The sequence below is a fragment of the Komagataeibacter rhaeticus genome (assembly GCF_011611525.1).
Lineage (GTDB): Bacteria > Pseudomonadota > Alphaproteobacteria > Acetobacterales > Acetobacteraceae > Komagataeibacter > Komagataeibacter rhaeticus.
The window spans coordinates 3,199,642-3,226,178 of record NZ_CP050139.1 but is presented as its reverse complement, the minus strand read 5'-3'; the positions used below and the strand labels follow the sequence as shown (position 1 = coordinate 3,226,178).

Genomic DNA, 26,537 nt, shown 5'->3' with positions numbered 1-26,537 from the left:
GCCTGCCCATCAACCCCTCCTTCCCCAGGCCGGATTATGGCCTACGTCCCTGCCTGAAAATCGGGAGTGACTTCTGACACTCGGCTGTCAGGTTACGAGAGGCCGCTGGCACAGGTCATTGCATTGATTGTATGGTGCATGATTGAATGATTGGTCGCCGAATATATGGAACCTGACCGTCATGACCGAGTACCCCTACCTGGACCATTGGAAAGAGGAGATCGGTCGCAATCCGAATGCGATTTACCTTACGCTCGCTGATGCCCTGGCGCTTTCGATCCGCAAGGGTGACCTGAGGGAAGGGGACAGGCTGCCTCCACAGCGTGCCATTGCGCGCCATATCGGGACCAATCTGACAACCGTGACCCGTGCGTTCACGGAAGCCCACCGTCGCGGCCTGATTGACGCAACCGTTGGCCGGGGCACGTTCGTGCGTGTCGGCGCGGGCGAGAGTCACTGGCGCCATACCGGCCCGGCCGTGGTTGACCTGACCATGAACCTGCCGCCGATCCCGCAGGACCCGCCGCTGCAGCGCATCATCCAGAACGATATCGCGGCCATCCTGAAGCAGCAGGACCTGAACAGCCTGATGTCCTACCGGGTCACGGGCGGCACGCTGGAGGAGCGCCAGCTTGGCGCGAAATGGATCGCCCCCATCATCGGCCAGCGGCGCACGGACGAAATTCTTGTCTCACCCGGTGCGCAGAGCGCACTGGCAGCCATTGTCAGCACCCATACCCAGCCGGGCGATGTGATTGTCACCGACCGCATCGCCTATCCGGGTATTCGAACTATTGCCGCACAGTTCGACCTTATTCTGGTCGGTGTGGACAGTGACAGGGAAGGCATGATGCCCGACCAGCTCGACCGGGTCTGTGCGGAACATCACCCCCGGCTGCTTTACTGCATCCCGACCATTCACAACCCCACCACAGCCACCATGTCACTGCAGCGGCGCAAGGATATTCTTGCGGTAGCCCAGCGCCATCACCTGCATATTGCCGAGGACGACCCCTACAGCCTGCTGATGGACACTCCGCTACCGGCGCTGGCAGCACTCGACCACAGTCGTGTCAGCTATGTGGCCACCCTTGCCAAGACACTCAGCCCCGGCCTGCGCACGGCCTATGTCGCCCTGCCCAACGCGGACATGACCCGACGGGTGACGGCGGCCATTCGGGCCATTGCGCTCACCAATGCCGGTCTGCTCAGCGCGCTCACGGCGCGGTGGATGCAGACAGGGCAGGCCCATACAATATTGCACGCCATTCAGAAAGAACTGCGCCTGCGCCAGTCCATAGCCCGCAAGGTGCTGGGGGAAGGGCATTGCATGAATCCCGACGGGCCGCATGTGTGGCTGAAACTGCCGGACTGGTGGGGCAGTGCGGATTTTGTGGCGTATGCCCGCAGGCGGGGGCTGGCGCTGGTGCCCAGCACCGTTTTCACCATCAGTGGCGAGCCGCCGCAGCGTGCTCGGATCGCACTCGGCAGCGCGCCGGATGCCGCAAGTCTTGAGGAATCCCTGCATGGGGTGCTGTCGGTCCTGCAACACAAACGCTCACCCGGCTTCGCCGATATTGTGTGACCTGCGCGCAGTGTCTGGAATCGATGGGAACATCTGATTACGGGGCGCGCCATGCGGGCGGATGGAAAAACAAAAGGGCACGTTATTCACGACTGCGTGATTATGGAATCATTTAAAAACAGATACTTATAATCATATCTCACAATTGTATGGTTGGAGAATAATTTTTGTATGCCTCTGTCTCGGCAAGAAGACGTTGTATGATTTAATTTGAGCCATTTGTACCCTTATCATAAGACATACAATATTTTGGCTCTCCGCCATCCCGTGCCACGTTTGCCTAGGCAACGCGGTCAGTCCCGGCTCCCCGCCGGAGACCGCAGCACACGGGAGAGATACCATGCCGAAAGTCGAACACGCTCCGTACAAAGACGGCGACTGTTTCGTCAATTATGAAAATAAGGTCTTTGAAGACGTCAAAGCCCAGCCCGGCGAAAAAGCCCTCATCACCTTCCACACCGTCGCCAATGAAGGCTCGGTCGGGTTCGTCAACCTGCTGCAGGCCACCCGTCTGATCCGCAAGGGCTTCGAGACGTCGGTGCTGCTGTATGGCCCGGGTGTCACCCTTGGCGTGCAGCGCGGCTTTCCCCGTCTGGGCGACGAAGCCTTTCCGGGGCACATGAACTGCAACAGGCAGATCGCGAAAATCCTTGAAGAGGGCGGCAAGGTCTATGCCTGCCGCTTCGCGCTTCAGGCCCTCTATGGCTACGGCGAGCAGAACCTGATCCCCGGCATCACGCCGATCAACCCGCAGGACGTGCTCGACATCATCCTGCTGGCCCGTCGCGACAACGCCTTCATCCTCAATACCTGGACCCTCTGAAGGCCGAAGGGAGGACCGTACGCCATGTCCCGTATCGTTCGCGCCGCAGCCATCCAGATCAGTCCCGTCCTGGGTGACGATGGTCTGGGCACGGCCCGGAAAGTCTGCCAGGCCATCCGCGAGGCCGCCGAAAAAGGTGTGAAGCTTGCGGTCTTTCCCGAAACCTTTGTGCCCTATTACCCCTATTTCTCGTTCATCCAGCCGGCTTTCCGTTTCGGTGGGGAGCATCTGGAACTCTACGAGCGCGCCGTCGTCATTCCCGGTCCGGTCACCGACATGGTGGCCGAGGCCGCGCGCCAGACCGGCATGGTCGTGGTGCTGGGCGTGAACGAGCGTGATTTCGGCACGCTCTACAACACCCAGATCATCTTTGATGCGACAGGTGAAATCCTGCTCAAACGCCGCAAGATCACGCCCACCTACCATGAACGCATGGTCTGGGGGCAGGGCGATGGCGCAGGACTGAAAGTGGTGGAAAGTGCCGCCGGACGCATCGGGGCGCTGGCCTGCTGGGAGCATTACAATCCGCTCGCCCGCTACGCGCTGATGACCCAGCACGAGGAAATCCACTGTGCCCAGTTCCCCGGCTCGCTGGTAGGGCAGATCTTTGCCGACCAGATGGAAGTCACTATCCGGCATCACGCACTGGAATCCGGCTGCTTTGTGGTGAACGCCACGGGGTGGCTGACGGAAGAACAGATCACGGAGATAGCCCGCGATCCGGCGCTGGAAGGGCCGCTGCGGGGTGGGTGCTTCACGGCCATCGTCTCGCCTGAAGGGAAACTGCTCGGCACACCGCTGACGGAAGGCGAGGGGATGGTGATTTCCGATCTCGATTTCGCCCTGATCACGAAGCGCAAGCGGATGATGGATTCCGTAGGGCATTACGCACGGCCCGAACTGCTCAGCCTGCTTCAGGACCGGCGGCCCGCGCGCACCGTTCATTACGTTGGGGACGCCAATCCGGTTCCCACATCTACAGATGAGGCTGCGTCATGACCGTCCCAATGCTCGGCACGCTTTCCAGTCGCAAGCTTGTCACTGACCTGCAATCCTTCGGGCTTCAGATCGGGGAGCAGACCGGCGGCATCGCCCGCAAGGGAGGCGCCGGTCCTTCGGATCACAAGACGATTACCATTGCAGGCCAGACCGTCATGGTCCCGGTCTATACATCAGGCGCGCAGCATTCACCATTTCAGGCCAGCCCGCCGGACCAGCACGGGGCCAGCACGCTGCTACGCGATGGGCAGACACTGGGCACGATCCATTTTCCGGCCGCCCCGCGCTTTTACGGACTGAGCACGGCGGACGGCATTCCCTATTGGAAGATCGCCCTGCTGCATGGCCGTGACACGCTGGCGACCACGGTGCAACAGACCTGCATCCGCTATGCCGACCGGCGCACGTCCTGCCAGTTCTGCGCCATCGGCCAGTCGCTGGAGGCCGATCGCACCATTGCCTACAAGACCCCAGCACAACTGGCCGAGGTCGCCAAGGCCGCCGTGGAACTGGACGGCGTGCGCGACATGGTGCTGACCACCGGCACGCCCAACGTGGTGGACCGGGGTGCAGCCGTGCTGGCGGACTCAGCCCGTGCCATCCGGGCGGCCGTGGACCTGCCGCTTCAGGTCCAGTGCGAGCCGCCGCGCGATCACGACTGGTTCCAGCGCCTGCGCGACGCCGGGGCCGACAGCCTGGGTATGCATCTCGAGGCCGCAACACAGGCGGTGCGCGAGAAGATCATGCCCGGCAAGGCCACGGTCAGCGTGGATCGCTATATGGACGCTTTCGCCAGCGCCGTGCCGATCTTCGGGCGCGGACAGGTCAATACCTACATTCTGGCCGGTCTTGGCGACAGCGCCGCAGATATTCTGGCGCTGGCCGAACGGCTGATTGCGCTCGGGGTCTATCCCTTCGTGGTGCCGTTCGTGCCTATTTCCGGAACACCACTGGAAAATCATGCGCCGCCTTCGGCCGATTTCATGAAGTCCGTGCTCGCACCACTCGGGCGGATGCTGCGCGAGGCGAACATGAAATCCACCGACATCCGCGCCGGATGTGGCCGGTGTGGCGCCTGTTCCTCGCTTTCGGCGTACGAATAATGACAGCGATCCTCGAAGGCGTAGACGACCGCCCGTTCATCCCTACGGAATATGTCGTGCGGCTGGCCCGCACGCCGTGGGAACGGGCTGGCTATCATGCGCTGCGCCGCGACGTGTTCTGTACCGAACAGCAGGTCTTTGCGGATGATGACCGGGACGCAATCGATGCGGTTGCCATTCCCATCATCGCGGCGTGCTGCATGGCGGGCATGCCGGACCGGGTGGTGGGCGCCGTGCGCATCCATGAAGCCGAACCCGGCGTCTGGCGCGGCTCCCGTCTGGCCGTCCATGAAGACCATCGCAAACTGGGACGGATCGGCGCGGAACTCATCCGCATGGCGGTCAGCACGGCGCACGGGCTTGGGGCCACGCGGTTCCTGGCCCAGGTACAGGAACAGAACGTGCTGTTCTTCCGCCGCCTGCACTGGAAAAGCCTTGGAGCCATGACCTTGCATGGGCTGCCGCATCACGACATGCAGGCCGACCTCTCACGCTATCCGGCGCATGGCCAGGATCAGACATGGCTGCTGCGTCCGCAACCCCAAGCTCGGCAGGTAGCGTGATGGCGCACGAACTCGCCACACTCCTGCACACGCTCCGGAACGGTCGCGCCCTGGCAGGTAAACAGGACATCGCCGAAACTGCGGCAATTCTGAAGCCTGCAAATCCCGACGCCATCCGCCTTGGCGATGACTGCGCCGCGATCCCGGATGGCGATGGCTATCTCCTGCTGGCCAGCGAGGGCTTTCAGGACAGCTTTGTCCGTTCAATGCCATGGTTTTCCGGGTATTGCGGCGTGATGGTCAATGTCAGCGACATCGCAGCCATGGGCGGTCGCCCCGTGGCGGTAGTGGACGCGCTGTGGAGCGATACGTCCGAAGCAGCCACCTCCATCCTGACTGGCCTGCGTGATGGCGCGGACACCTACGGCGTACCTGTCGTGGGGGGCCATACCAACAGGCGCAGCACCCATAATTCGCTGTCAGTCGCGATCCTTGGCCGTGCCCGTCACCTGCTGACCAGTTTCGATGCCCGACCGGGCGAGGTTCTGATCGCCGCCATTGATCTGCGCGGTCGCTGGCATGACCCGCATCCGTTCTGGGATGCCAGTTCAGCACTGTGCGGCACCGAGGGAGCGGCCCGGCTGCGTGGGGACATCGAACTTCTGCCCACGATTGCGGAAGACGGCCTGAGCCGTGCCGCCAAGGATATCAGTATGGCGGGACTGTTGGGCACTGCCCTCATGCTGGCCGAATGTTCGGGTATCGGCATGACCATCACGCTCGATGACATTCCACGGCCTGAGGGTGCTCCGATGGAGCGCTGGCTGTCAGCCTTCCCCAGCTATGGCTACCTGCTCACGGCGCGCCGCGAAGATGCCGAAGCGATCATGGCCCGGTTTCGTGGACGGGGCATTGCGGCTTCTATCATCGGTCAGTGTGACAGCACGCAGCGGCTGGATGTCACATGGGCAGACGAGACAGAAACCTTCTGGGATCTCGCCCGGATGCCTCTCATGGGGTATGCACCATGACCCTCTCCATCGGCATCCTGACCCATTCGACCAATCCGCGTGGCGGCGTGGTGCATGGCATGGCGCTGGCCGAAGCCTTGTGCGATGCAGGCCACGACGTCACGCTGATCGCCCCGGACGTGACCGGAGCCGGTTTCTTCCGCACGCCCCGCTGCGCCACAAACTGCATCCCGGCCGCGCCTGAGACCGACCTGCCAACGCTGGTGGAACGCCGCATTGGCGAGATCAGGGACGCCCTGCGCGGTCAGCATTTTGACGTGCTGCACGCGCAGGACCCGATCAGCGCCAATGCACTGGCCGAACTGGTGGAAGAGGGACGGATACCGGGCTTTGCCCGCACGGTCCACCATCTTGACCATTTTACACACCCGGTCCTTGCCGCGCGGCAGGAACGGGGGATCAGGGCGGCGGCCGAACTGTTTACCGTCAGCACAATGTGGGAAGATGTCCTGCGCAACGACCATGGCCGCGAAGCCCCGGTCGTGGGCAACGGGGTTGATCCCGTGCGCTTTTCGCCCGTGCCGGACGTGCAGGATGCCACGCTGCGGGCGCGGCATCACCTGCCTGCCGACCGTCGCCTGATCCTGTCCGTAGGCGGGATCGAGCGGCGCAAGAATACGCTGCACCTGCTGGAAGCGTTTGTGGCCCTGCGCCGCGAACGGCCGGATGTGCATCTGGTCGTGGCGGGCGGGGCCTCGCTGCTGGACCATTCTGCCTACCGCACCCGGTTCATGGCGCGTCTGCGCGAAAGCGGTGCGGCCGATCATGTCACCATCACCGGGCCGGTTGCGGATGAGGACATGCCAGCCTTCTACCGGCAGGCGGACGTGCTGGCCTATCCGTCTATAACCGAAGGGTTCGGCCTGTGCCCGCTGGAGGCGCTCACCTGCGGTACACCGGTCATCGTGCCGGACATCGCACCTTTTACCGGACATCTTTCGCGGGCGGATGCGCTGTGGTGCCAACTGGCGCAGCCTGACACCCTGTTGCTGGCCCTGCGTGACGCACTGGGTGCCAAAAGCTGCGCGCGTTTTCGCGCCAGCGGCCCCGCAACCGCCCGCCGTTTCGACTGGGGCCGCGTCGCCAGCCGTCACCTCCCCGCATATCGGCGTCTGGCGGCCCTGCGGCACGCAGGTGCCCCTGTTTCTGGAGCTTTGTCATGCCCGAAATGACCTTTCGCGTACGCTGGCCCGATGGGAAGGAGACCGACTGTTACTCCCCGTCGCTGGTCATAAGGGACCACTTCACGCCCGGTCAGGATTATCCGGTCCGGGAGTTTCTTGAAAAGGCCAACACCGCCCTGACGGACGCCAGCGAGCGGGTTCGCGCCCGCTACGGCTTTCCATGCAGCCGCGCCCTTGGCCAGCTTCAGGCCATAAGGCAGGCCAGTGCGCCTTTTCTGAACCAGTCCGACGCGCAGGTGCGTGTCCTGTCTTTCAGTTATTGAGACGAAAAGAACGACCATGACACAGAACGAGAAAAGCATCCCCGTCATCATCGTGGGCGGCGGACAGGCCGGGCTCTCCATGAGCTGGTACCTGTGCCGCGAACAGGTGGAGCACATCGTCTTTGAGGCAAAGACGGCCTGCCATTCGTGGGATGACGAACGCTGGGACAATTTCTGCCTGGTCACACCGAACTGGCAGTGCGAACTCCCCGGTCATCCCTACAAGGGGCGCGACCCGCACGGCTTCATGGTGAAGCAGGAAATTATTGACTACGTGAAGGGCTTCGTAGCCTCATTCAATCCGCCCCTGCGTGAGCATACAGCCGTTACCTCCATCACGCGCCATGAAGGTGGTGGCTATCGCGTGGTAGCAGGTGGTGAGACGTGGCACGCGAAGCATGTTGTCATCGCATCAGGCGCGTATCAGGACGCGGTGATCCCCGGCTATGCCAGCGCGATCGATCCCGCCATCCATCAGGTTCATTCACAGGATTACCGCAATGCGGCCCAGTTGCCTGAAGGGGCTGTGCTGGTCGTGGGCAGCGGTCAGTCCGGCGCGCAGATTGTCGAGGACCTGTTCCTTGAAAAACGCAAGGTCCATCTCTGTGTCGGTTCTGCCCCGCGTGTCTCGCGTTTCTACCGTGGCCGTGACGTTGTGGACTGGCTTGCGGACATGCACTTCTATGACCTGACGGTGGATAATCATCCTCTTCGTGACGGTGCACGCGACAAGACCAATCATTACGTCACGGGCCGAAATGGCGGGCATGACCTTGATCTGCGCAAGTTCGCGAAGGAAGGCGTGGGCCTGCACGGCACGCTGGAGACAATCCGCGATGAAGTGGCGCACTTCGCGCCAGATCTTGCGGAAAACCTTGATGATGCGGACAAGACCAATGCCGACATCAAGAAATCCATTGACGCCTACATCGCCCGTGAAGGAATCACGGCCCCGACCGAAGCCTCTTATGTGCCTGTCTGGGAGCCCGATGGCAGTAACACCCCGCTCGACCTGAAGGCTGCCGGGATCACTTCGATCCTCTGGTGTATCGGCTTCCGCCCGAACTATCGCTGGATCGACGTGCCGGTCTTCAACGGGGCAGGCAAGCCGGTCTGGCATCGGGGCGTGACCGATGCGCCGGGCTTCTACTTCCTCGGCCTGCCATGGCTGCACACCTGGGGGTCGGGACGGTTTTCCGGTGTCTCGCGCGATGCCGCGTGGCTGGCCAGCCAGATCACCGGCAAAGATGTGCCTGTAGCCTGAACGGAGTAAGCGCCATGCTTCCATGGACAACATACGAGGCGATGTACGATGCGGCACGGAACCAGCCAAAACAGTTCTGGCTGAAGGCGGCGCAACGCATCACATGGAAGCAGGCACCTGTGACCGCATGCAGGACGCGGGCGGATGGCTGGCATGACTGGTTTCCCGACGCCACGCTCAACACCTGCCATAACGCTGTCGACCGGCATGTAGCGGATGGACGCGGCGGGCAGGCGGCGCTGATCTGGCATTCCTGCGCCACGAAGGAACGTCAGGTGATATCCTACAGGGAGTTGCAGGGCAGGGTAGCCGGATTTGCCGGTGGCCTGCGCTCGCTCGGAGTGGAGAAGGGCGACCGTGTCCTGATCGCCATGCCGACCATGATCGAGACCGCCATCGCCATGCTGGCCTGTGCACGGATCGGTGCCGTACATGTCGTGGTCTTTGCTGGTTACGCCGGGCCTGAACTGGCGCGACGGATCAATGACGTGGCGCCGAAGATCATCATCATCGCCAGTTGCAGCTTTCAGGGGCAGACGCCCATTCCATCCGCACCTCCCCTGCATGAGGCGCTGGCCAGGGCGACGCACAGGCCACGGGCCTGCGTGATCGTACAGCGTGCGGCCTGTCCGGCATCGCCCGTGCCGGTGCGGGATCATGATTTCCATGCGCTGGAACAATCGGCCCCGGCCGGTCCAGTCATGCTCCGGGCTGAAGATCCGCTCTATATCCTCCATACATCGGGCACGACGGGCAAGGCAAAGGGCATCGTGCGTGATAATGGTGGCCACGCTGTAGCCCTCGCCCTGTCCATGGAACTGATCTATGGCTGCAAACCCGGTGATACCTTCTTCACCACATCCGACCTTGGTTGGGTTGTCGGCCATTCCTACGGGGTCTACGCGCCCCTGATCAGCGGCTGCACCAGCGTGATCGTGGAAGGTGGCGCATCGGCTTCCGCCATCCGCGCGCTTTGCCATGAGCATGACGTGAAATGCCTGTTCACCACACCAACACAGATGCGCCTCATGCGGCAGGAAAGCCGTCATCTGTCAGGGGCGATCCTGCCCGCGCTGGCCCGAATCTTCGTGGCCGGGGAGTATGCGGACCCAACATTGCTGGACTGGGCGCGGTCGTATTTTCACAAACCTGTAGTCAATCACTGGTGGCAGACCGAAACCGGGTGGAGCATCACCGCGCATTTCTTTGGTCTGCCCGAGCGTGAACCGGTCGCGCTCATGAACGATGTCGGGCGGCCTGCGCCGGGATTTTGCCCGGAAATCGTGCCCTCCATGCCGGGTGAACAGTGCGGCGAGATTGTCCTCTCCCTGCCGTTGCCGCCCGGCTGTCTGGCAGGAATGTGGAAAGAGGGGGCGATCCATGTTCCCACAGCTTATCTGGACGAGACTGGCCAGTATTATCGCACCTTTGACGAAGGCATGATCGAGGCCAACCACGCCGTGCACATGCTCGGGCGTTCCGATGATGTCATCAAGGTCGCAGGACGGCGGATTTCGGGCGTGCAGATCGAAAAGATCATCGCCACCCATCCATCAGTCCATGCCTGTGCCGTGGTTGCCGTGCCCGACGCACTGCGCGGGCAGCGGCCCGTAGCATATGTGGTACCTGACCCCACAGTGGAACGCACGCTTTCTGCCGGGGAAATCATCGCACGGGTCAGCGAAGTCCTCGGCCGCTGGATCGGCCTGAAAGAAGTCCGCTTCGTTGCATGCCTTCCCACAACCGTATCTGGAAAAATCACGCGGCAACGCCTGCTGGTCTCCTGATGCCATCGGCATCGTGCCGGGTTACGCCTGCGGAAAAAAGAGCGCGCCATACCAGACCGGATCCGTAACGATCTTGCACCGGTCAGGAATGAAGTCGACATGCAGTGCGGAACACCTTGACAGACGGGAAGACAGGCCGTTTTCCGATCCGGCCCGTCAGTAGGGAAAACGGCCGTCTGGCGGATCGGCCACGCGTGCCGATACCTGTAGATAAAGGCGAACCTCAGGGCTTTTGGCCTACGAATATCCGGTTTTTCTGGATTTCCCTTTCCGCCCCGAAAATCCGGATCTTCAGGCGCAGGGGTGCATTCTCACGGGCCTGATTATCCTGATGCCGGTTCACTCGAACGGTCATCCACCATCCATTTACCCGGCGTGGATTTGCCAATACCAAGGTTCACAGTAATACGGGGGGCGTAACAGTCCCAGTCCACTGCTCAATGCCATCCTTACCACCTCGCATATGAAAGCTTCCGTAGGTTTCATCGTCACGTCAGTCTCCCGATAGGGGCATGCAACGACTGGATGGCCAGCAAGAACCGCATCAAGTCCATGGCCAGTCGGACATAATATATTGGTCACATCATCATTAATAATTATTTAATATGACTAAACCTGTGACAGCATTTCATTGAAATGTACATCGGGTATCCTGACAGGTGTGGAAAAGGCGCTGGCATGCGACATGTCCCGCGTAAATGGCCAGCGGAACTCATCGCTCAGACTGTCGATCTGCTCCTTGACGTGATTGACCAGCAACGAATTGACAGGCTTATTGGGTGATGTAGCAAGTGAAATGGTACGAAACAGGTAGGGTGCGACAATAAGGCGGGCACTGAATTGTCCTGCCATGATTTCCCGCCGCAGGCATGAAGCGGGCAGGATGGTTGCACCAATATTGCTGGAAACCAGTTGCAGCAGCGATGTATAGGAATCACAGTCAAGCTGCACATTGAGCTTGATGTCGTGTTTGGCTGTCCAGCCCTCTACAATCTGGCGCAGGCCGTGACGTTTGCTGGGAAGGATAAGGGGAATATCCTGCAGCGCCCGCGCCTGGATGCTGTCATATCCACATTCCGCGCGCCCCTGTCCGCCAGCGGTGCCTTCGATCAGGCACAGATTCTGTGACAGCAGGGATTCCATATTGGGACTGGCCGAAACCTGGGTGTCATACAGCAGGGCAATATCCAGCATTCCGGAATTGAGCCATTGCAAAAGATCGCCATTATACGCATCGATAAAACGGAATTTGAGGTTTTCGTACGCGACCTGCAACGACCGGGTCAGGGGCAGGGCCAGGGTACTGCTAACGCTGGCGGGCATGCCAATAACCGCGGATGTCACGCACCCGCCCGAATAGGCATGTACCTTGTCATGCGCTTCATGGATCTTGCGGATAATATCGGTACCCAGCTGCTTCAGGCAGCGTCCGGCATCGGTCATGACAACGCCACGTCCGTTACGGTAAAGCAACTTTACATGCAGCAGCGTTTCCAGGTCCCGGATATGGCGGCTGAGTGCCGGCTGGGGCCTGCCCAGTATGGCTGAAGCCCGGGAAAAAGAACCGCATTCAGCTACAGATATGAAATATTCCAGATCTTTTATATTCATGTCTCGACCCCTGAATACTGACACGCCATTCTCGAAGGAAGTCAAACGAGGACTCTGGGATTGCTGACCGTCGGACGGTTTATTATTTCGTATGAGCCATAATTTCAGGAGAATCGAACGAAAGTCAAACATATTTCAAAATTAAGAACCATATTTTTTATGTTCTTATAAATAGAATATATGGGCATGCCTGATACAGGAGGGCATGACAGCCATGACAAAGTCATTATTTATAAAAAACAAAGTATTATATGCCGGATGGGAAGGATACATCCCGGCGGGAGGTCAGCCTGGTGTTACGGCCCGGATGGCGGCAGTGCCGGCAGGCATGGCTGCCATATCGCCCAGTGTTGCCGGGCGTGCGGGCAGGCGCTGGTTCAGGTATCCCACATCCGCAGGGTCGCGGTCCCGGGTCTGTGCAATCAGGTCGCTCACCGTCAGGCCGCACAGGCGCCCTTGGCAGGGTCCCATCCCGCAGCGCAGAAAGGCCTTGGCCTGGTTGGGGCCAATGCATCCTTCATGGGCGGCGCTGCGTACCTGCCCTGCGGTGACACCTTCGCACCGGCAGATGACCGTCTCATCCGCGGGCTGCCGAAAGTGGCTGGCAGGACGGAACATGCAGTCCACGAACATGCGCCCCCTGCGCGCCAACGCAATCCGTGCCCGCATACTGACAGAGTGCAACCAATTCAGCAGGTTGCGTCTGCTCCGGCCACGGGCGGCTACAATGGCCTGTCCGGCCATACGGCCACCCAGGGCGGCCAGTCTGCTGCCACCGATGCCCGCGCCATCTCCCACGCAGACAATCCCATCGGGGTAATCCGCCGTACCCGCGGGGGCGGGGCGGAAGCTGGCCTGTGCGCGATCCCATACATGTGGCACGCCCAGCGCCATGGCCAGATTGGGGTTGGGCACCACGCCATGGTGCAGCAGAAGGGTTCTGGCCGGCAGTACTTTGTCCTGGCCGTTCTTGCCAGACCACCGGACCTGTTCCAGGCATGCCGTGCCTTCCGCGCGTATGGACATGACGCCACGATGGACCGGCACACGATGCATGACAGCTGACGCCAGCAGGCGCAGCCCGTACCATGCATCTCCCGAAAGCAGAAAAAAGGGAAGGGCTGCCAGACCTTTCCACCATTGCCGGTCCGCAGCCGTGATCAGGATGGCCGCTATATCCTGCCCCGCGCGGCGGTACTGTGCGGCCAGCAGCCATATCAGCGGGCCGCGTCCGGCAATGACCATGGGGGCGGGCGGAACCACCCCGCTTGCCTTCAGCATGGTCTGAGCAGCGCCAACCGTCATGACGCCGGGCAGGGTCCAGCCGGGAATGGGGAAGGGGCGCTCCATGGCGCCCCCCGCCAGTACCACGCACCGCGCGGCAAAGCGCCGGGGCTGACCATCCACCCGTGCCATGACCACATGATCGGGCGTAATGCCCCATACAATGGCGCGCGGGATGATATGCGCGCCGCTTGCATACGCACGCCGGATCATCCGGGTTCCCTTGCGCCAGTAGTCTTTTCCCAGAACCTGACCCTGCGGAAAGGGGCTGTGGCTCGCGGCGCGGTAGATCTGCCCGCCCGGATGCATGTTTTCATCCAGAACCAGCGTCAGCAGCCCGGCACCCGCCGTTACGGCTGCAACGCCCAGTCCGGCGGGGCCCGCCCCAATAATGATGACATCATGGACCGTATCGTCCGGCAGGCCGGATGATGTCATGATCCATGCCCATTGAGGTCCGTCTCGATACACATGCCTGTCCTGACCGGCAGCAGGCAGGCCTGATGCATGCTGCGGCCATCAACCCGGACCAGACATTCATGACACGCGCCCATAAGGCAGTATGGCACGCGCACACGCCCCGTGGGGGGGAGCGAGCCGCAGGCCGGATAACCTGCCAGCATCATCGCCACCGCCACGCTATCGCCCAGACGGGCTTCCAGCACGCGACCATCAAGCGTGAACGTGATACGCGGCCCGGCGGGAGCCACAATACGGCGGAAACGGGAACGGTCTGTCATGATCGGGATGCCGCGGTGAGGGTGAAGCGACTGGCGGAAAATGCTTGCATGATGGGGGGAATGATACCCGTATGGATCGCGTCACACACAAGGCCCGTATGGTTGGGGGCCAGTGTCACGCCTGAATGGCACGATGCCACGAATGCACCCGGCCAGAGGGTGGAATGGTCATAGACAGGCATCCCGTCTGGGCTTTTGACCCGGAAACATGACCACGAACGCACGACCGAGGCCGCCTGCAGGCAAGGAAAGGAGCGGATGGCGCGATCGGCCATCACGGCATCGATTTCCAGGTCGACCGGCTGCCGTGTCATGACCGTATCCTGGCTGTTCCCGATCAGGACACTGCCATTATCCGTCTGGCGCAGGGCATTCGTGGGATAGTCCAGAAATGGCGGCAGCCTTTGCGTGACCATGATCTGCCCACGTTGCGGAGTGATGGGCGCATGCAGCCCCACCATGGGGGCAAGCCGCGTGTTATCCAGACCCGCGGCCAGCACGACGCGCTCACATTCCCTGTACCCATGGGGTGTATCCAGTATGAAAGTCCCTGTTTTGGTAGGGGTTATGGTGCGAACGGGACTTGCCGGCACATAATGCCCGCCCGAGCGACCGAAGGCCCTGTGCAGGGCGTGAAACAGGGCCAGTGCATTGAGATGCCCGTCGAGTGGCGAAAACAGCGCGCCCACGACATCCGGCCCGATTGCGGGCAGCAGCGCACGGGTCTGGCTGTGGTCGAGCATTTCATGGGGAAAGTCGCTGCCCTGATCGCAAGCGATGCGCGCGCTACGGGTCGCAAGGTGATCCATTTCGGCACCGGACAGGGCCAGGGTCAGGCCGCCGCGCTGGCTCAGGTGCAGCACGATGCCGGTCATGGCCTCCAGTTGCCGGGCAAAATCTGGCCATGCGGCAGCGGCCATACGGCTCCAGTTAAAATAGGCGGGCGCGCCCGCCCCCTTGCTCTGCACCCATAACAGGGCAAAATTCGCCCGTGCCGCGCGCAGGGCCCGGTCCCCTTCGTCCAGTACCGTAACCCTGTGGCCACGCAGCACAAGCCCCAGCGCAATACTGGCCCCCACCATGCCGCCACCGATCACGATGGTATCGGCCGCCGTGCCGGGATGCCGCATCACCGCACCGTTTCCTGGCGCAGCAGGCGGGGGAGGTGCTCCATCAGCCGATACCGGTATCGATGATGATGTTCAGGTAGGGTTCGACATGGGCCTCCATGCCCGGAAGGATAACGGTCGTGGCATCCATCTGTTCAATGATGGCAGGGCCGGGAATGCGGTTGCCACTGCGCAGGTGGGCACGGTCATAGATCGGGCATTCCACAAATCCGCCCGTTTCGGGAAACCAGACTTCGCGGGCGCCGGTACGCGCGGAGGAGGGATCCGGCCCTTCATCGGGGTGACTGATGAACTCGGCCTTTTCCACCCGGCCGGTCGCCTCGACACGGAAAGTGACGAACTGGATCGGGTCACTTTCGGAGGCAAAGCCATACTGGGTCCGGTGGGCTTCCATGAATTCCGCGATCATATCCGTTACGGTCTGTGCCGTAATCCTGCCCTCGGGCGCGCACAGCATGACCGGCAGTTCGTAATTCTGCCCGACATAGCGCATGTCCACCGTAAAGCGCTGGCCACAGTTTTCCGGTGCCACGTTTTCCTCGGTAAACCAGCCTTGCGCCCGTGCCGCCAGTTCATCATGAATGGCCTGGACCCGGTCAACATTGCCCTCATCCGCCATCATGATCTGCGTGGTCGAGAAATCGGCCCGCAGGTCGGTCAGCAGCAGCCCCAGCGCGCACATCACACCGGGCGTCAGCGGAATGACGACACGCTTCATGTCCAGTTCCAGCGCAAGCCGCACCGCATGCAGCGGCCCGGCGCCGCCCAGGGCCATAAGGGCGTAGTCGCGCAGGTCATGGCCTCTCTGCACGCTGATGACCCGTACCGCGCGCGCCATGTTGGCTGTAACCACCGAAATGATTCCCTGCGCCGTCGCCATGACATCCATGTCCAGTTCGCCAGCCAGGCGGCTGATCTGGGCATAGGCCTTGTCGTGGCGGATGGGCATGCGGCCGCCAAGCAGGAATTCGGGGTTCAGGATATGGAGCACCACATTGGCATCGGTGGTGGAGGGGATGTCATTGCCCTTGTCGTAACAGACCGGGCCGGGAAAGGCGCCGCAGCTCTGCGGGCCGACCTTCAGCAGGCCACCATTATCACGATAGGCCAGCGACCCGCCCCCCGCGCCCACGGTATGGATGTCAAGCATCGGGGCCTTGATGGGATAGCCATGGACCATGGCTTCGCCCGTCATGCGGCATGCTCCGTCCTTGAGGAGGGCGACGTCGGTGCTCGTCCCCCCCATGTCGAAGGTGATGAGATTGGGGATGCCGATCATGCGCCCGATTTCCTGGGCTGCGACAACACCCGTAGAGGGACCCGACAGCACGGTGCGCACGGGCAGCGCGCGCGCCAGGTCAAAGCTGATCACCCCGCCATTGGACTGCGTGATCCGGGGCGCGACACCCAGCCCCAGATCCATCAGGCGCCTGGCCAGACGGGTGATGTAGGTTTCCATCACCGGGCCGAGATAGGCATTCACCACCGTGGTGGAAAAACGCTCATATTCCCGGAATTCAGGGGCTACGGCGCTGGAGATGGAGGTGAAAGCCTCAGGAAATTCCTCCTGCACGATTTCAAGTGCGCGCTGCTCATGCCCGGGACGCACAAAGGAATACAGGAATCCGATGGCAACCGCCTGTACGCCCGCATCCTTCAGGGCACGGGCCGCCGCGCGCACGCTTTCCTCATCAAGTGCCGTTTCCACCGTCCCGTCATGGCGGACCCGCTCGGGCACTTCAAAACGCAGGTGCCGCGCCACCAGGGTTTCTGGCTTGTCGGCCTGTGTATCATACAGGCTCGGGCGCTTCTGCCGCCCGATTTCCAGCAGGTCACGGAAACCGTCGGTGGTGATCATGCCGGTCGGCACACCCCTATGCTGGATCAGGGCATTCGTACCGACCGTCGTGCCATGCCCGAGGAACCTGACATCGCCCGCGCTGGCACTGACCGTGCCCAGCCCCTCGGTCACGCCCCCGGCTATGCCGCGTGACGGATCATCGGGGGTGGATGAGACTTTCCATATTCCGAACTGTTTCGTTTCTGTATTGTAAAGACAGATATCACAGAAGGTTCCCCCGGAATCCACGCCAATCCGCCAAGACATGTGCTGTTCCTTCTCTCAACTGTCCAATGGATGAACAAGTATTACGGGGCGGCAGCGTGGGGGGGTAAGACGGTTTCATGTCATATCAGTTATATCGAGACGCAATATTGGGAACGTGCCATGAATGTTTACGGATTTCATCCCTAATATCGTGAAGGACGAGGATTCAATGGCACCGAAGGTCGAACCCGTTCAGCCAAGCACGGAATTCCCCGCAAGGACCAATGTCGTCATTATCGGTGGCGGCATCATCGGTGTCACGGCCGCCCTTTTCCTGGCGCGCTCGGGCATTCCGGTCACGTTGTGCGAAAAAGGGCATATCGCGGGCGAACAGTCCAGCCGCAACTGGGGCTGGACACGGGTCATGGGCCGTGATGAACGTGAACTGCCACTTGGTCAGGCCAGTCTGAACCTGTGGGGCCAGATGAACGAGATGACGGGCAGGGACACCGGTTTCAGGCAGTGCGGCATTCTTTATGCCTGCGATAATGAACGCGAAATGAACGATTTCCTGAAATGGAAGGATATCGCCGACCGGTACCAGATTCGTACGGAAGTGCTTGATCCGGCACGGACGGCTGAAAAAAGCGGCTCCCAGCGTCTGTTCCGCGGCGGCCTGTTCTGCCCGACCGATGGCCGGGCCGAACCCACCATGGCCGCCCCGGCCATTGCCGCGGCCGCGCGCGAACAGGGGGCGACAGTCCTTACCCGCTGCGCCGTAAGGGGGGTCGAGACACGCGGCGGCCGCGTGTGCGGAGTAGTAACCGAACGCGGCACGATCGCCTGTGAAAGCGTGATCCTGGCGGGTGGCGCATGGTCGCGGCTGTTCGCGGGCAATACGGGTATCGACCTCCCCTCGCTTCAGGTTCTGGGCAGCGTTGCAAGGGTGGACAACGTTGAAGGCGGACCGGAAGAGACGGTAGGCGGCAGCGACTTTGCCTTCCGGCGCAATATACAGGGCGGCTACAACATCAGCCGGCGCAACGCCAGTGTGGCCGATATCGTGCCCGATTCCTTTCGCCAGTTTACGCGCTTCATCGGTGCCTACCGCACGGGCTGGCGCGAATTGCGGCTGCATCTCGGCCGCCGCTTTCTTGAGGAAATGCGCATGCCACGCGCCTGGTCGATGGACGAGATCTCCCCCTTCGAGATCATCCGTACACTTGACCCCGAACCCTCGCACTACCTGCTCGACGAGGCGATCACGATCCTGAAGCGTGATTTCCCCGCCTTCCGCACCATGCGCGAAGTCGAGCGCTGGGGCGGCATGATTGATGTCACACCGGATGCGGTGCCGGTCATCGGGCCGGTTGACAGCCTGCCGGGATTCTACCTGGCCACCGGTTTTTCCGGCCATGGTTTCGGCATTGGTCCGGGCGGCGGCAGGCTGATTGCGGACCTTGTTTCGGGAAGGACACCCGTTGTCGATCCCACACCGTTCCGGTTTGGCCGGTTCAACACCGACCGCAGGCCATAAAACAGGAAGTTACAGACCATGACCGATACAGATCGTATTCAGCTTGACCCCGTAACTGTCGAGATCATCGGCAGTGCCCTGTCATCGATCGTTGATGAAATGGGGGAGGCGCTTGTCCGCACCAGCTATTCCACAAACATCAAGGAACGCCGTGACTGCTCGACCGCCCTGTTCGACCAGTCCGGCCACACACTGTGCCAGGCCGAGCACATCCCGATGCATCTGGGCTCCTTTATCGAATTCGTCCCGCTTGTCATGGCACGCTACAAGGCGGACGATATCAGGCCGGGTGATGTCTTCATCGGCAATGACGCCTATGCCGGGGGGGGAACACACCTGCCTGATATCGTTCTGGCAGAGCCGATTTTCGTCAAGGAGCGGATCGTGGCCTGGGCGATCAATACCGCCCATCATTCCGACTTCGCCGACCGTGGCGACGCCCACATCTTCCAGGAAGGGATCCGCATTCCCCCGGTCAGGCTGTACAAGGGCGGCGTGCTGCAACATGACGTGCAGGACCTGATCCTGCTGAACTGCCAGGTCCCGGCCGAGCGTATTTCCGACCTGCGCGCCCAGATGGCGGCAAACCGCCTGGGGGTCAGCCGCCTGCAGGCGCTATGCACGAAATACGGCACCGATATCGTCATCAGGGCGGGACAGGAACTGCAGGACTATGCCGAACGCAAGATGCGCGCGGGTATCGCCGCAATCCCCGACGGGCGGTACACGGCCGATGACCTGTTTGAAACACTGGGCTATCCCACCCCAATCGCCATCGGCTGCACGATCGATATCACGGGGGATGAAATGACCCTGCAGTTCGACAGTCCACCCCAGGTACGGGCCAGTTTCAACATGACGCGCTCCGCCCTGCTGGCCACGGTCTATTATGCGGTCAAGTCGATCGTGGATCCCACCATTCCGCCCAATGCGGGGCTGGCACGTCCGCTGCATGTCAGGGCGGAGAGCGGAACGGTGCTATGCTGCCGGGAACCGGCCGCCGTGATGGGGCGCATTTCCACCTGCCAGCGCGTGGTAGACGTGATCAACGCGGCATTGGCTCCCGTCTGCCCCGAAAGCATCACCGCCGCATCGAATGGCGCGGTCGTATCCGCCACCTTCAGTGGCACGCGCAAGACAACGGGCGATTACTGGATCTATCTTGAAACCATTGGTGGCGGTTCAGGCGCGCGCCATAACAAGGATGGGCTGGATGGCGTGCAGGTGCACCTGACCAATACATCGAACCTTCCGATCGAAGCGCTGGAGATCGAATACCCGCTCACGCTGTTGCGTTACGAACTGGTCGACGGCTCAGGCGGGGCGGGCCGCTATCGTGGTGGCATGGGGCTGCGGCGCATCTATCGCGCGGGTGAGGACTGTCAGGTCGCCATCAGCATGTCACGCATTACGACAGCCCCGTGGGGGCTTGATGGCGGCCTGCCGGGCGGCAGGGCCTATGTCGAATGCAGCGCGCCCATTCATGGCAGCACCGCCCATCTCACACCAGGTGACACGGTGGAGGTGGTGACACCCGGCGCCGGCGGCTATGGCGCGCCCCCTGCCGCGGCCAGCTAGGGCCATTCCGCCTGCCTTCCTGATATCCAATCGCGCCCGGCCCCTCAGGTCGGGCGTTTTTTCCTGTGCGGGGCTGGTGGCTACGGACCGGTGGTGTATCCGGGTCCATGGCGGCCATGTTCCATGAAAACGGAGATGCATTCTCATGATCCAGTCCACGCGTTTGACCGATACCGGGCGGGTTGTCATGATTTCGGGCGCCGGCCGGGGTATCGGGGCGGCCATCGCGCAGCGTCTGGCGCAGCAGGGCTGGCGCATCAGCGCGGGGCTGCGTGATCCTGACGCATTTACCCTGCCGTCACCCCATATGGCCTGTCATTTTGATGCGACCGACTGTGAATCGGAACAGCACTGGGTAGCACGGACCCTGGCCCGCCATGGCCGGATCGATGCGGTTGTGGCCAATGCGGGGATCATGATCCCCGGATCGCTGCTGGAGGTGGATGATGCGGGGCTGGAGCGGATGCTGCAGGTCAATGTCCGTTCGCCCGCCCGACTGGTACGGGCGGCCTGGCCCGCATTGCAGGCGACCGGGCAGGGCCGGGTGATCATCTTGTCTTCCCTGTCGGGCAAGCGTGTGAAATCACCACGCTCAGGCACTTATGCCATTAGCAAATTCGCGGCCGTGGGGCTGTCAAATGGCATACGCCGCCTTGGATGGGCCGATGGAATCCGATCGACCGTCATCTGTCCCAGCTTCGTTGCCACGGACATGACGGCAGGCGTGAACGGATTGGACCCATCGGAGATGACCCAGCCGGATGAAATCGCCACCATGGCGTCCATGGTCCTTGACATGCCCAACCACGCCAGCGTGTCGGAACTGTGCGTGACCTGCCGGGATGAAGACATGTTCTAGGGTATTTCTTCGCGCCTGTGGCGGTATGACAGGGAATGCCCTGTCATGCACGCGCAGACTGCCGGTCACCGACCGGCAGCTGTCTTTCATGGTATGAAGAAAATCAGAATTCACACGAAGCGGTCATGACCACGCTCAATGGCGGGGCCAGGAAGTAGGAGGGGGTCTGCCCTGCCACCCCCCTGGTGGTCACGGCATTGGCCGTAACGGTTCCGACCGAACTCAGATAGGGAGTGTTGGTCAGGTTCATGAAGTTCAGCTTGATGACCGGGCGTGAAAATGCCGACCATTTGGGCAGGCGGTAACCTAGTGACAGGTCAACCGTCTTGTAGGCCGGCATGCTCTGGTCATCCATGAATGTCGAATACTGTGAATCAACCCATTTGAACATCAGATTGGCAAAGAATGGCCCGCGGGCGTACATCACGCCAATATTCGCCATGAATTTCGGGCTTTTGACCGCGACCTTCCCCGCTGTCGGCAGGATGACTCCGCCATAGCTGAAATTGTTGTCCATTGTCGCATGCAGATACTGGGCATTGACGTAGGGTGAAATGCCGTAAAAAGGTCGTGTCGACAGTTCGACCGTGACCCCGCGCATGGTCTCGCCACCCACCGAAATGGCACTGTTGACCGACGCGCCATTGACGTAAGCCATGGTGGTGACCTGGTGGTTGGTCAGGTTGGAATTGAACAGCGCGACATCGGCATTGAACAGCCCATGGTAGCGGAAGCCGATTTCCTCATTGATGGCGTATTCCATCTTGCCCTGGTTGGTGCCCTGCTGGGTCACGTTGCCGCTGGAAATGCTGTACAGGTTGGGATAGGTGGACAGGGGCACGGGCGGCCGTGCGTTGGTGGTTCCGTTTATGTAGACCTGCATGTCCTTTCTGACATCATAGGAGATGGAGACACGCGGCATGGGCTGGGCGATTGCCTGCGAATAGTGGTACTGTGATCCGGGCAGTTCATTCGTGCCCGACAGGTAATACATCATTTCCTTGAAGCCGGCGCTGATCTTCAGCCGGTCGTGCAGGAATCCCTGCGTATCGGACAGATAGAATTCGTTGATATCGGACGACATCTGGTAACGTGTGCCTGTCACGATATCGCCTGCCGTATCACGTATCAGGTCGCCACCGGTATAGCTGGCCGCGTTGCCATTCTGGTCCAGTGCTGAAAGCCCGTTCAGGGCGGTCATGTTCCAGTGATCGTACCAGTAGCCGGCAATCAGGTGGTTATGGGGGGTGGGATCATACTGCACATAGGCATTGACGCCGGTTGCGAATTGGGTCTGTGCCGCATTGGCCAGGGCGGAAACCGTCTGCACACCCTTGCTGTTGGTATAGACATACATGCCACTGGTGTCGATCGAGACTTTCTCGGAGCCATTGTACAGGCTGTCGGGCGAGAAGCTGGTCTGGCCAGGACTGTCTGATTCCGTCCAGTGGAAATAGGGGGTGATGTTCAGCCGCAGGTTATGGGTCAACCTGAACTGGTTCTGCAGGGAAATCAGGACGTTTGAACGTCTGTAGACGTAGTTTTTCCAGTAATCCGAGGTCTCTCCCGCAACATAGGACGAGGCATAGTTCCCGACCGAGAAATTGTTGCCCTGCGCGTTCGCCTTCTCCCATGCCGCCAGCGTGTAAGGGCTGCTGCGGGCATTGGTCCAGTCCGTATAGGATACGAACAGGGAGGTCCTACCAATGTCACCCCAGTCCTTCTGCAGCTTGAAATCGACATGGTTCTTGCGGCTGCGCCCGCTGCCCGCGAATACGTCCGCTGCCGTGTAGGAATAGGACGCGAACATCTTGATACCGGTGTTGCCGATGTAACCGCTGTCATAACGCGCGAAGACCCGGTCCCCGCGATAGGACCCGTGGGAGTAGGATAGGTCGCCCCCCATCTTGTTCGACGGGTCGCGTACCGTCTCGATCATCTCACCGCCCGATGCCGACTGGACCGGATCATTGATCCGCGACGTGCTGGCAATGAGCGTGACATCGGAAAGGTTTTCGTTATCGGCCCATGTTTCCGAATAAGGGAGCAGATAGGCCTGATCGATGCCAGGCACGCCTTCGACCACCCAGCCCATTTCCGTCTCGTCATAGCCCCGGACCGAAATGTCGTTACGGATACTCAGTCCATAGGCATCCGACATGCCTACATTGGCCCCCGGCAGGGTGGCCGCGAGCTGGATGGGACTAGCGATGGTCAGTTTCTGGGCAATGGCCGCGGCCGTAATGGAACTTGTTGCCTCCGGTGCGTGCTGACGCTTCATCAGCCCCCCCGCGATCCGGCGTGTCTGGCTGACGGTTATGGCCTCCGGATCGCTCTGTACAGCGGTCGCCGGTGCAGCCGCATGCGCGGCCGTGGCGTGGGACGTTGCCCGGGGGGTAGACTGTGCTGGTGTCTTGCGGACCGCACGTACCTGCGCATGGGCCGCCAGAGGCAACAATGTGTAGGAGGTGGTCAGCAGCAGCATCAGCATGACTGATGCCGTGTCACGCTTCACGGAAGCCCGCACCTTTTTTCCCCTTGTTCTTGAGTCCATGACAAACCTTGCACTATAGAGGTCGATAAGGTCTGAACATATTTCTGAAAAGAAATGATATTCAGGGACGAATTACGTGGATTCCCAGAGGCGGCACGTCATGCCCTGACGGAATTACGTGCAAAAGGACATGGCCGCTCTTGTTCTGTCTCGTTTCTAATATGAAATTATCTTCAAGAAAGCCGGATGATTCAATCCATAGCTGATATACAGTAATCATCTCTCAAAACAGGGTAGGGTCTGATGGTGATGAAAGTCCTGATAGCCACTACCCGTTCTTATTTTTGAAATATGACTTTGCGTTTGATTGGACCGAAGGTACGATTATTCCCGACATGAGCGTGCCTTCCGCATGACCTGCGCGCCATGATGTTGCGAATATGCAATATCATGTCAGGGTATGGGAAGCAGGGGCGGGAACCGCCGGTCGATCATATGGCAGATACAGATGTGCTTCCTTCCTTGGGGCATGTCGGGACGACCAGTTTTGTGACAGGGGGAAAGCTGAATGTTGTTATCGGTCACTGGGCAGCGCCATACGACCATAACCCGATGGCTGATCATGTTTGGCCTGATCGCGCCGATCAACCTGCTCATGTCGCTTGACCGCCAGGCCATGACCCTGTCAGCACCACGCATCCAGGAACAGTTCGGTTTTTCCCTTATCCAGATGTCCACGATCGTGGCCTGCGTCTTGTGGACCTATGCCCTTCTGCAGATACCAGCCGGGGCGCTCGTCAATCATTTCGGGCCGCGACGGACGCTGTTCCTGGCGTGCCTCGCCTGGTCGGTGGCCACCATCATGACACCCTTTGCCGGGTCCTTCATGGGGTTCCTGGCCATCCGCCTGGCAATGGGGGCGGGACAGTCGCCTGACTGGTCCTCCAGTATCGTCACGATCGATAACTGGTTCCGCCGTGGGGAACGCGCACGCGCCAATTCCATCCTGCTGGCCTTCCTTTATCTGGGGTCGGTCATCGGCGGTCCGCTGACCACCAGCATCACGACCATGTGGTCATGGAAAGTCAGCTTCTTCATCTACGGTATTGCCGGGATCGGATGGGGGCTTTTATGGGTGTTTTTCGTGCGCGACCATCCGCCCGTCGGCGAACGGCCGGACGGGATCATCAAGCAGCGCCCGCGCGTAACACGCAGGCAGGTGCAGCGTTTCCTGCGGTCATGGCAGTTCTGGTCCATCGGTCTGCACTATATGTGCCTGCTGACGGTGCAGTCGTTTTTTCTGGTCATCATGCCGTTTTATCTGATGAACGGGCGGCATATCAGCTACGGGTCCATGGGGTGGCTGTATGGCCTGCCCTGGCTGTTCCTGTATGTGTCCGTTTTTGTAAGCGGCATGATTGCCGACCATGTGCAAAAGCGCACCGCTTCGGCATGGTGGGCGCGCACACCGGCCGGAATTGCAGGGACCCTGCTGTCAGGACTGCTGGTCGGGGCGGGAAGCATGGTGCATGACGATACGGCCATGATCCTGGTCTTCTGCCTCTCGCTTGGCTTTACCGGCCTGAGCCAGATCTCGATCTGGACATCGGTGCAGGACCTGACCACGAATTATACCGGCATCGTGGCGGGGTGGACCACCTTCTGGGGCAATGCCGCCAGTGGTGTTGCTCCGATCGTGATGGTTTATATCGAAAAAGAAACAGGAAGCTGGCCGATGGCGTTGTGTCTGCCTGTGGTGGCTGGCATTATTGGGGCTGTCTGCTGCATTGGCACCCATCCTGAATTACCGATAGAAATGGAATAGAATATCGTGACAGCCATAAGAGAACTGAAGGCCGTTCGTTCTCCGTCCCGTCTGACGCATGATATGAATAACGAGGGAAGCATACAGTATTCACAGAATTCCGAACGCGCGGCGCTTGTCCTGCTTGCACTGGGCCGATGCGGCAGGAAAGGGCTGGCCCTCAAGGATCTGGCGGAACTGGTAGGAGCAGAAAAACCCGCCGTGCATCGCACATTACTGGCATTGCGGCTGCACGGCCTGGCGGCGCAGACCAGTGCGCGCGGTCGCTACCGCCTGGGGCCTGCGGCGCTGGCACTGGGGCGGCAGCGTTCCACGCCTACGGAACACATCCAGCAATGGAAACCATATCTGGCAGCCCTTGGGCAGGAATTCAGGGCCTCCGCCTTTCTGCTTGAGCGTTCCGGTGTGGATGCGCTCATTACGGATATGTACATCACTGACAATACCCTATCCATCCTGGGGAACGGGGGCATGGGCGGTCGCCTGCCACTGGGCTACGGACTGGGCAGTACGGTCATACTGGCGGGACAGGATGAAGGGAACCAGACTGCCATCCTGCTCGCCAATGAGTCGCGTTACGCTGAACTGGGTCTGGATGTGGAAAAACTGCGCGCCTATCTGACGACCGTGCGTGAACTGGGTTACGATTACCGTCGTAATCCGGTTCTGGATGGGATATCAGGCATTTCCATGCCAGTCATCGAACGCGATGGCAGTTGCAGTGCCGCGATTACAGTATCCAAGCAGACATCCGACCTGACGGAAGATGAGGCTTTGCAGATAATAGATAAAATGAAATCTTATATAAAAGAGAATGAATAGGATATTTATATACCTGATATTTATTAATAATTTTTCGATACGGTCGTAAGTTCCATTTACCATAATTT

General features: G+C 60.6%; 21 protein-coding genes. 15 read left to right on the top strand and 6 right to left on the bottom strand.

Annotated elements, in window-relative coordinates:
* The first annotated feature begins 181 nt into the window (after nt 1–181).
* The 10 genes from GWK63_RS14810 (at nt 182) to GWK63_RS14765 (ending at nt 10,542) form a co-directional block, all read left to right on the top strand.
* On the top strand, nt 182–1,585 hold the full coding sequence (locus tag GWK63_RS14810) for an aminotransferase-like domain-containing protein (RefSeq protein ID WP_039999060.1): 1,404 nt from the start codon (nt 182–184) through the stop codon (nt 1,583–1,585).
* A 340-nt stretch (nt 1,586–1,925) separates the two neighbouring features.
* Nucleotides 1,926–2,408 carry an MSMEG_0572/Sll0783 family nitrogen starvation response protein gene (locus GWK63_RS14805; protein WP_007398731.1) on the top strand — a complete coding sequence of 161 codons (483 nt, stop codon included), beginning with the start codon at nt 1,926–1,928 and terminating at the stop codon, nt 2,406–2,408.
* 24 nt (nt 2,409–2,432) lie between these two features.
* Nucleotides 2,433–3,407, top strand: coding sequence for a Nit6803 family nitrilase (locus tag GWK63_RS14800; protein WP_007398732.1), 975 nt, complete (start codon nt 2,433–2,435; stop codon nt 3,405–3,407).
* The gene (locus GWK63_RS14795; RefSeq protein ID WP_039999061.1) at nt 3,404–4,510 is read left to right on the top strand and encodes an MSMEG_0568 family radical SAM protein; all 1,107 of its coding nucleotides are present in this window, start codon (nt 3,404–3,406) and stop codon (nt 4,508–4,510) included. The genes GWK63_RS14800 and GWK63_RS14795 overlap by 4 nt, the downstream gene beginning before the upstream one ends.
* Entirely contained in the window at nt 4,510–5,073 is a 564-nt protein-coding gene (locus GWK63_RS14790) for an MSMEG_0567/Sll0786 family nitrogen starvation N-acetyltransferase (protein ID WP_039999063.1), read from the top strand. The genes GWK63_RS14795 and GWK63_RS14790 overlap by 1 nt, the downstream gene beginning before the upstream one ends.
* Complete coding sequence (locus GWK63_RS14785) at nt 5,070–6,044, top strand: sll0787 family AIR synthase-like protein (RefSeq protein ID WP_172459680.1); 975 nt, start codon at nt 5,070–5,072, stop codon at nt 6,042–6,044. The genes GWK63_RS14790 and GWK63_RS14785 overlap by 4 nt, the downstream gene beginning before the upstream one ends.
* Nucleotides 6,041–7,216: an MSMEG_0565 family glycosyltransferase gene (locus tag GWK63_RS14780; protein ID WP_007398736.1), complete on the top strand. Its 1,176-nt coding sequence runs from the start codon at nt 6,041–6,043 to the stop codon at nt 7,214–7,216. The genes GWK63_RS14785 and GWK63_RS14780 overlap by 4 nt, the downstream gene beginning before the upstream one ends.
* Nucleotides 7,204–7,491, top strand: coding sequence for an MSMEG_0570 family nitrogen starvation response protein (locus GWK63_RS14775; RefSeq protein WP_039999065.1), 288 nt, complete (start codon nt 7,204–7,206; stop codon nt 7,489–7,491). The genes GWK63_RS14780 and GWK63_RS14775 overlap by 13 nt, the downstream gene beginning before the upstream one ends.
* Before the next feature lie 16 nt (nt 7,492–7,507).
* On the top strand, nt 7,508–8,755 hold the full coding sequence (locus GWK63_RS14770) for an MSMEG_0569 family flavin-dependent oxidoreductase (protein ID WP_039999066.1): 1,248 nt from the start codon (nt 7,508–7,510) through the stop codon (nt 8,753–8,755).
* Nucleotides 8,756–8,769: 14 nt separating this feature from the next.
* A complete protein-coding gene (locus GWK63_RS14765) occupies nt 8,770–10,542 on the top strand; it encodes an AMP-binding protein (RefSeq protein ID WP_039999068.1) in 1,773 nt (590 codons plus the stop codon).
* A 609-nt stretch (nt 10,543–11,151) separates the two neighbouring features.
* Here GWK63_RS14765 and GWK63_RS14760 read toward each other — a convergent pair.
* The 5 genes from GWK63_RS14760 to GWK63_RS14740 all read right to left on the bottom strand — a co-directional run bounded on the left by GWK63_RS14760 (nt 11,152) and on the right by GWK63_RS14740 (nt 17,414).
* On the bottom strand, nt 11,152–12,153 hold the full coding sequence (locus GWK63_RS14760) for a LysR family transcriptional regulator (protein WP_007398743.1): 1,002 nt from the start codon (nt 12,151–12,153) through the stop codon (nt 11,152–11,154).
* Nucleotides 12,154–12,438: 285 nt separating this feature from the next.
* Nucleotides 12,439–13,875, bottom strand: a complete 1,437-nt coding sequence (locus GWK63_RS14755; protein WP_007398744.1) for an NAD(P)/FAD-dependent oxidoreductase — start codon at nt 13,873–13,875, stop codon at nt 12,439–12,441.
* Nucleotides 13,872–14,177, bottom strand: coding sequence for a (2Fe-2S)-binding protein (locus GWK63_RS14750; protein WP_007398745.1), 306 nt, complete (start codon nt 14,175–14,177; stop codon nt 13,872–13,874). The genes GWK63_RS14755 and GWK63_RS14750 overlap by 4 nt, the downstream gene beginning before the upstream one ends.
* Nucleotides 14,174–15,307 (bottom strand): NAD(P)/FAD-dependent oxidoreductase, encoded by a 1,134-nt coding sequence (locus tag GWK63_RS14745; RefSeq protein ID WP_039999070.1) that lies wholly within the window; start codon nt 15,305–15,307, stop codon nt 14,174–14,176. Before GWK63_RS14745 ends, GWK63_RS14750 begins: the two co-directional genes overlap by 4 nt.
* Nucleotides 15,308–15,350: 43 nt before the next feature.
* Nucleotides 15,351–17,414: a hydantoinase/oxoprolinase family protein gene (locus GWK63_RS14740; protein WP_039999071.1), complete on the bottom strand. Its 2,064-nt coding sequence runs from the start codon at nt 17,412–17,414 to the stop codon at nt 15,351–15,353.
* A gap of 124 nt (nt 17,415–17,538) precedes the next feature.
* Between GWK63_RS14740 and GWK63_RS14735 the strand changes: the two genes are divergently transcribed.
* From GWK63_RS14735 to GWK63_RS14725, 3 genes are all read left to right on the top strand, one after another.
* On the top strand, nt 17,539–18,891 hold the full coding sequence (locus GWK63_RS14735) for an NAD(P)/FAD-dependent oxidoreductase (RefSeq protein ID WP_223846559.1): 1,353 nt from the start codon (nt 17,539–17,541) through the stop codon (nt 18,889–18,891).
* An 18-nt stretch (nt 18,892–18,909) separates the two neighbouring features.
* Nucleotides 18,910–20,469: a hydantoinase B/oxoprolinase family protein gene (locus GWK63_RS14730; RefSeq protein ID WP_007398750.1), complete on the top strand. Its 1,560-nt coding sequence runs from the start codon at nt 18,910–18,912 to the stop codon at nt 20,467–20,469.
* Nucleotides 20,470–20,614: 145 nt separating this feature from the next.
* Nucleotides 20,615–21,328, top strand: a complete 714-nt coding sequence (locus tag GWK63_RS14725; RefSeq protein WP_007398751.1) for an SDR family NAD(P)-dependent oxidoreductase — start codon at nt 20,615–20,617, stop codon at nt 21,326–21,328.
* Between the two features lie 103 nt (nt 21,329–21,431).
* Here the strand turns inward: GWK63_RS14725 and GWK63_RS14720 are convergent, their stop codons facing one another.
* Nucleotides 21,432–23,843, bottom strand: a complete 2,412-nt coding sequence (locus GWK63_RS14720) for a TonB-dependent receptor (RefSeq protein WP_112209718.1) — start codon at nt 23,841–23,843, stop codon at nt 21,432–21,434.
* Nucleotides 23,844–24,390: 547 nt separating this feature from the next.
* Between GWK63_RS14720 and GWK63_RS14715 the strand changes: the two genes are divergently transcribed.
* Nucleotides 24,391–25,647, top strand: coding sequence for an MFS transporter (locus tag GWK63_RS14715; RefSeq protein ID WP_007398755.1), 1,257 nt, complete (start codon nt 24,391–24,393; stop codon nt 25,645–25,647).
* Between the two features lie 6 nt (nt 25,648–25,653).
* A complete protein-coding gene (locus tag GWK63_RS14710; protein WP_007398756.1) occupies nt 25,654–26,469 on the top strand; it encodes an IclR family transcriptional regulator in 816 nt (271 codons plus the stop codon).
* Nucleotides 26,470–26,537 lie beyond the last annotated feature (68 nt).

Excerpts from the sequence above, each read along its gene's own strand:
- GWK63_RS14760 (WP_007398743.1), bottom strand. The coding sequence starts at position 12,153 with ATGAATATAAAAGATCTGGAATATTTCATATCTGTAGCTGAATGCGGT.
- GWK63_RS14795 (WP_039999061.1), top strand. The coding sequence starts at position 3,404 with ATGACCGTCCCAATGCTCGGCACGCTTTCCAGTCGCAAGCTTGTCACT.
- GWK63_RS14780 (WP_007398736.1), top strand. The coding sequence starts at position 6,041 with ATGACCCTCTCCATCGGCATCCTGACCCATTCGACCAATCCGCGTGGC.
- GWK63_RS14745 (WP_039999070.1), bottom strand. The coding sequence starts at position 15,307 with ATGCGGCATCCCGGCACGGCGGCCGATACCATCGTGATCGGTGGCGGC.
- GWK63_RS14735 (WP_223846559.1), top strand. The coding sequence starts at position 17,539 with ATGTTTACGGATTTCATCCCTAATATCGTGAAGGACGAGGATTCAATG.
- GWK63_RS14805 (WP_007398731.1), top strand. The coding sequence starts at position 1,926 with ATGCCGAAAGTCGAACACGCTCCGTACAAAGACGGCGACTGTTTCGTC.
- GWK63_RS14740 (WP_039999071.1), bottom strand. The coding sequence starts at position 17,414 with ATGTCTTGGCGGATTGGCGTGGATTCCGGGGGAACCTTCTGTGATATC.
- GWK63_RS14770 (WP_039999066.1), top strand. The coding sequence starts at position 7,508 with ATGACACAGAACGAGAAAAGCATCCCCGTCATCATCGTGGGCGGCGGA.
- GWK63_RS14750 (WP_007398745.1), bottom strand. The coding sequence starts at position 14,177 with ATGACAGACCGTTCCCGTTTCCGCCGTATTGTGGCTCCCGCCGGGCCG.
- GWK63_RS14725 (WP_007398751.1), top strand. The coding sequence starts at position 20,615 with ATGATCCAGTCCACGCGTTTGACCGATACCGGGCGGGTTGTCATGATT.
- GWK63_RS14730 (WP_007398750.1), top strand. The coding sequence starts at position 18,910 with ATGACCGATACAGATCGTATTCAGCTTGACCCCGTAACTGTCGAGATC.
- GWK63_RS14810 (WP_039999060.1), top strand. The coding sequence starts at position 182 with ATGACCGAGTACCCCTACCTGGACCATTGGAAAGAGGAGATCGGTCGC.
- GWK63_RS14765 (WP_039999068.1), top strand. The coding sequence starts at position 8,770 with ATGCTTCCATGGACAACATACGAGGCGATGTACGATGCGGCACGGAAC.
- GWK63_RS14715 (WP_007398755.1), top strand. The coding sequence starts at position 24,391 with ATGTTGTTATCGGTCACTGGGCAGCGCCATACGACCATAACCCGATGG.
- GWK63_RS14790 (WP_039999063.1), top strand. The coding sequence starts at position 4,510 with ATGACAGCGATCCTCGAAGGCGTAGACGACCGCCCGTTCATCCCTACG.
- GWK63_RS14800 (WP_007398732.1), top strand. The coding sequence starts at position 2,433 with ATGTCCCGTATCGTTCGCGCCGCAGCCATCCAGATCAGTCCCGTCCTG.
- GWK63_RS14755 (WP_007398744.1), bottom strand. The coding sequence starts at position 13,875 with ATGACATCATCCGGCCTGCCGGACGATACGGTCCATGATGTCATCATT.
- GWK63_RS14775 (WP_039999065.1), top strand. The coding sequence starts at position 7,204 with ATGCCCGAAATGACCTTTCGCGTACGCTGGCCCGATGGGAAGGAGACC.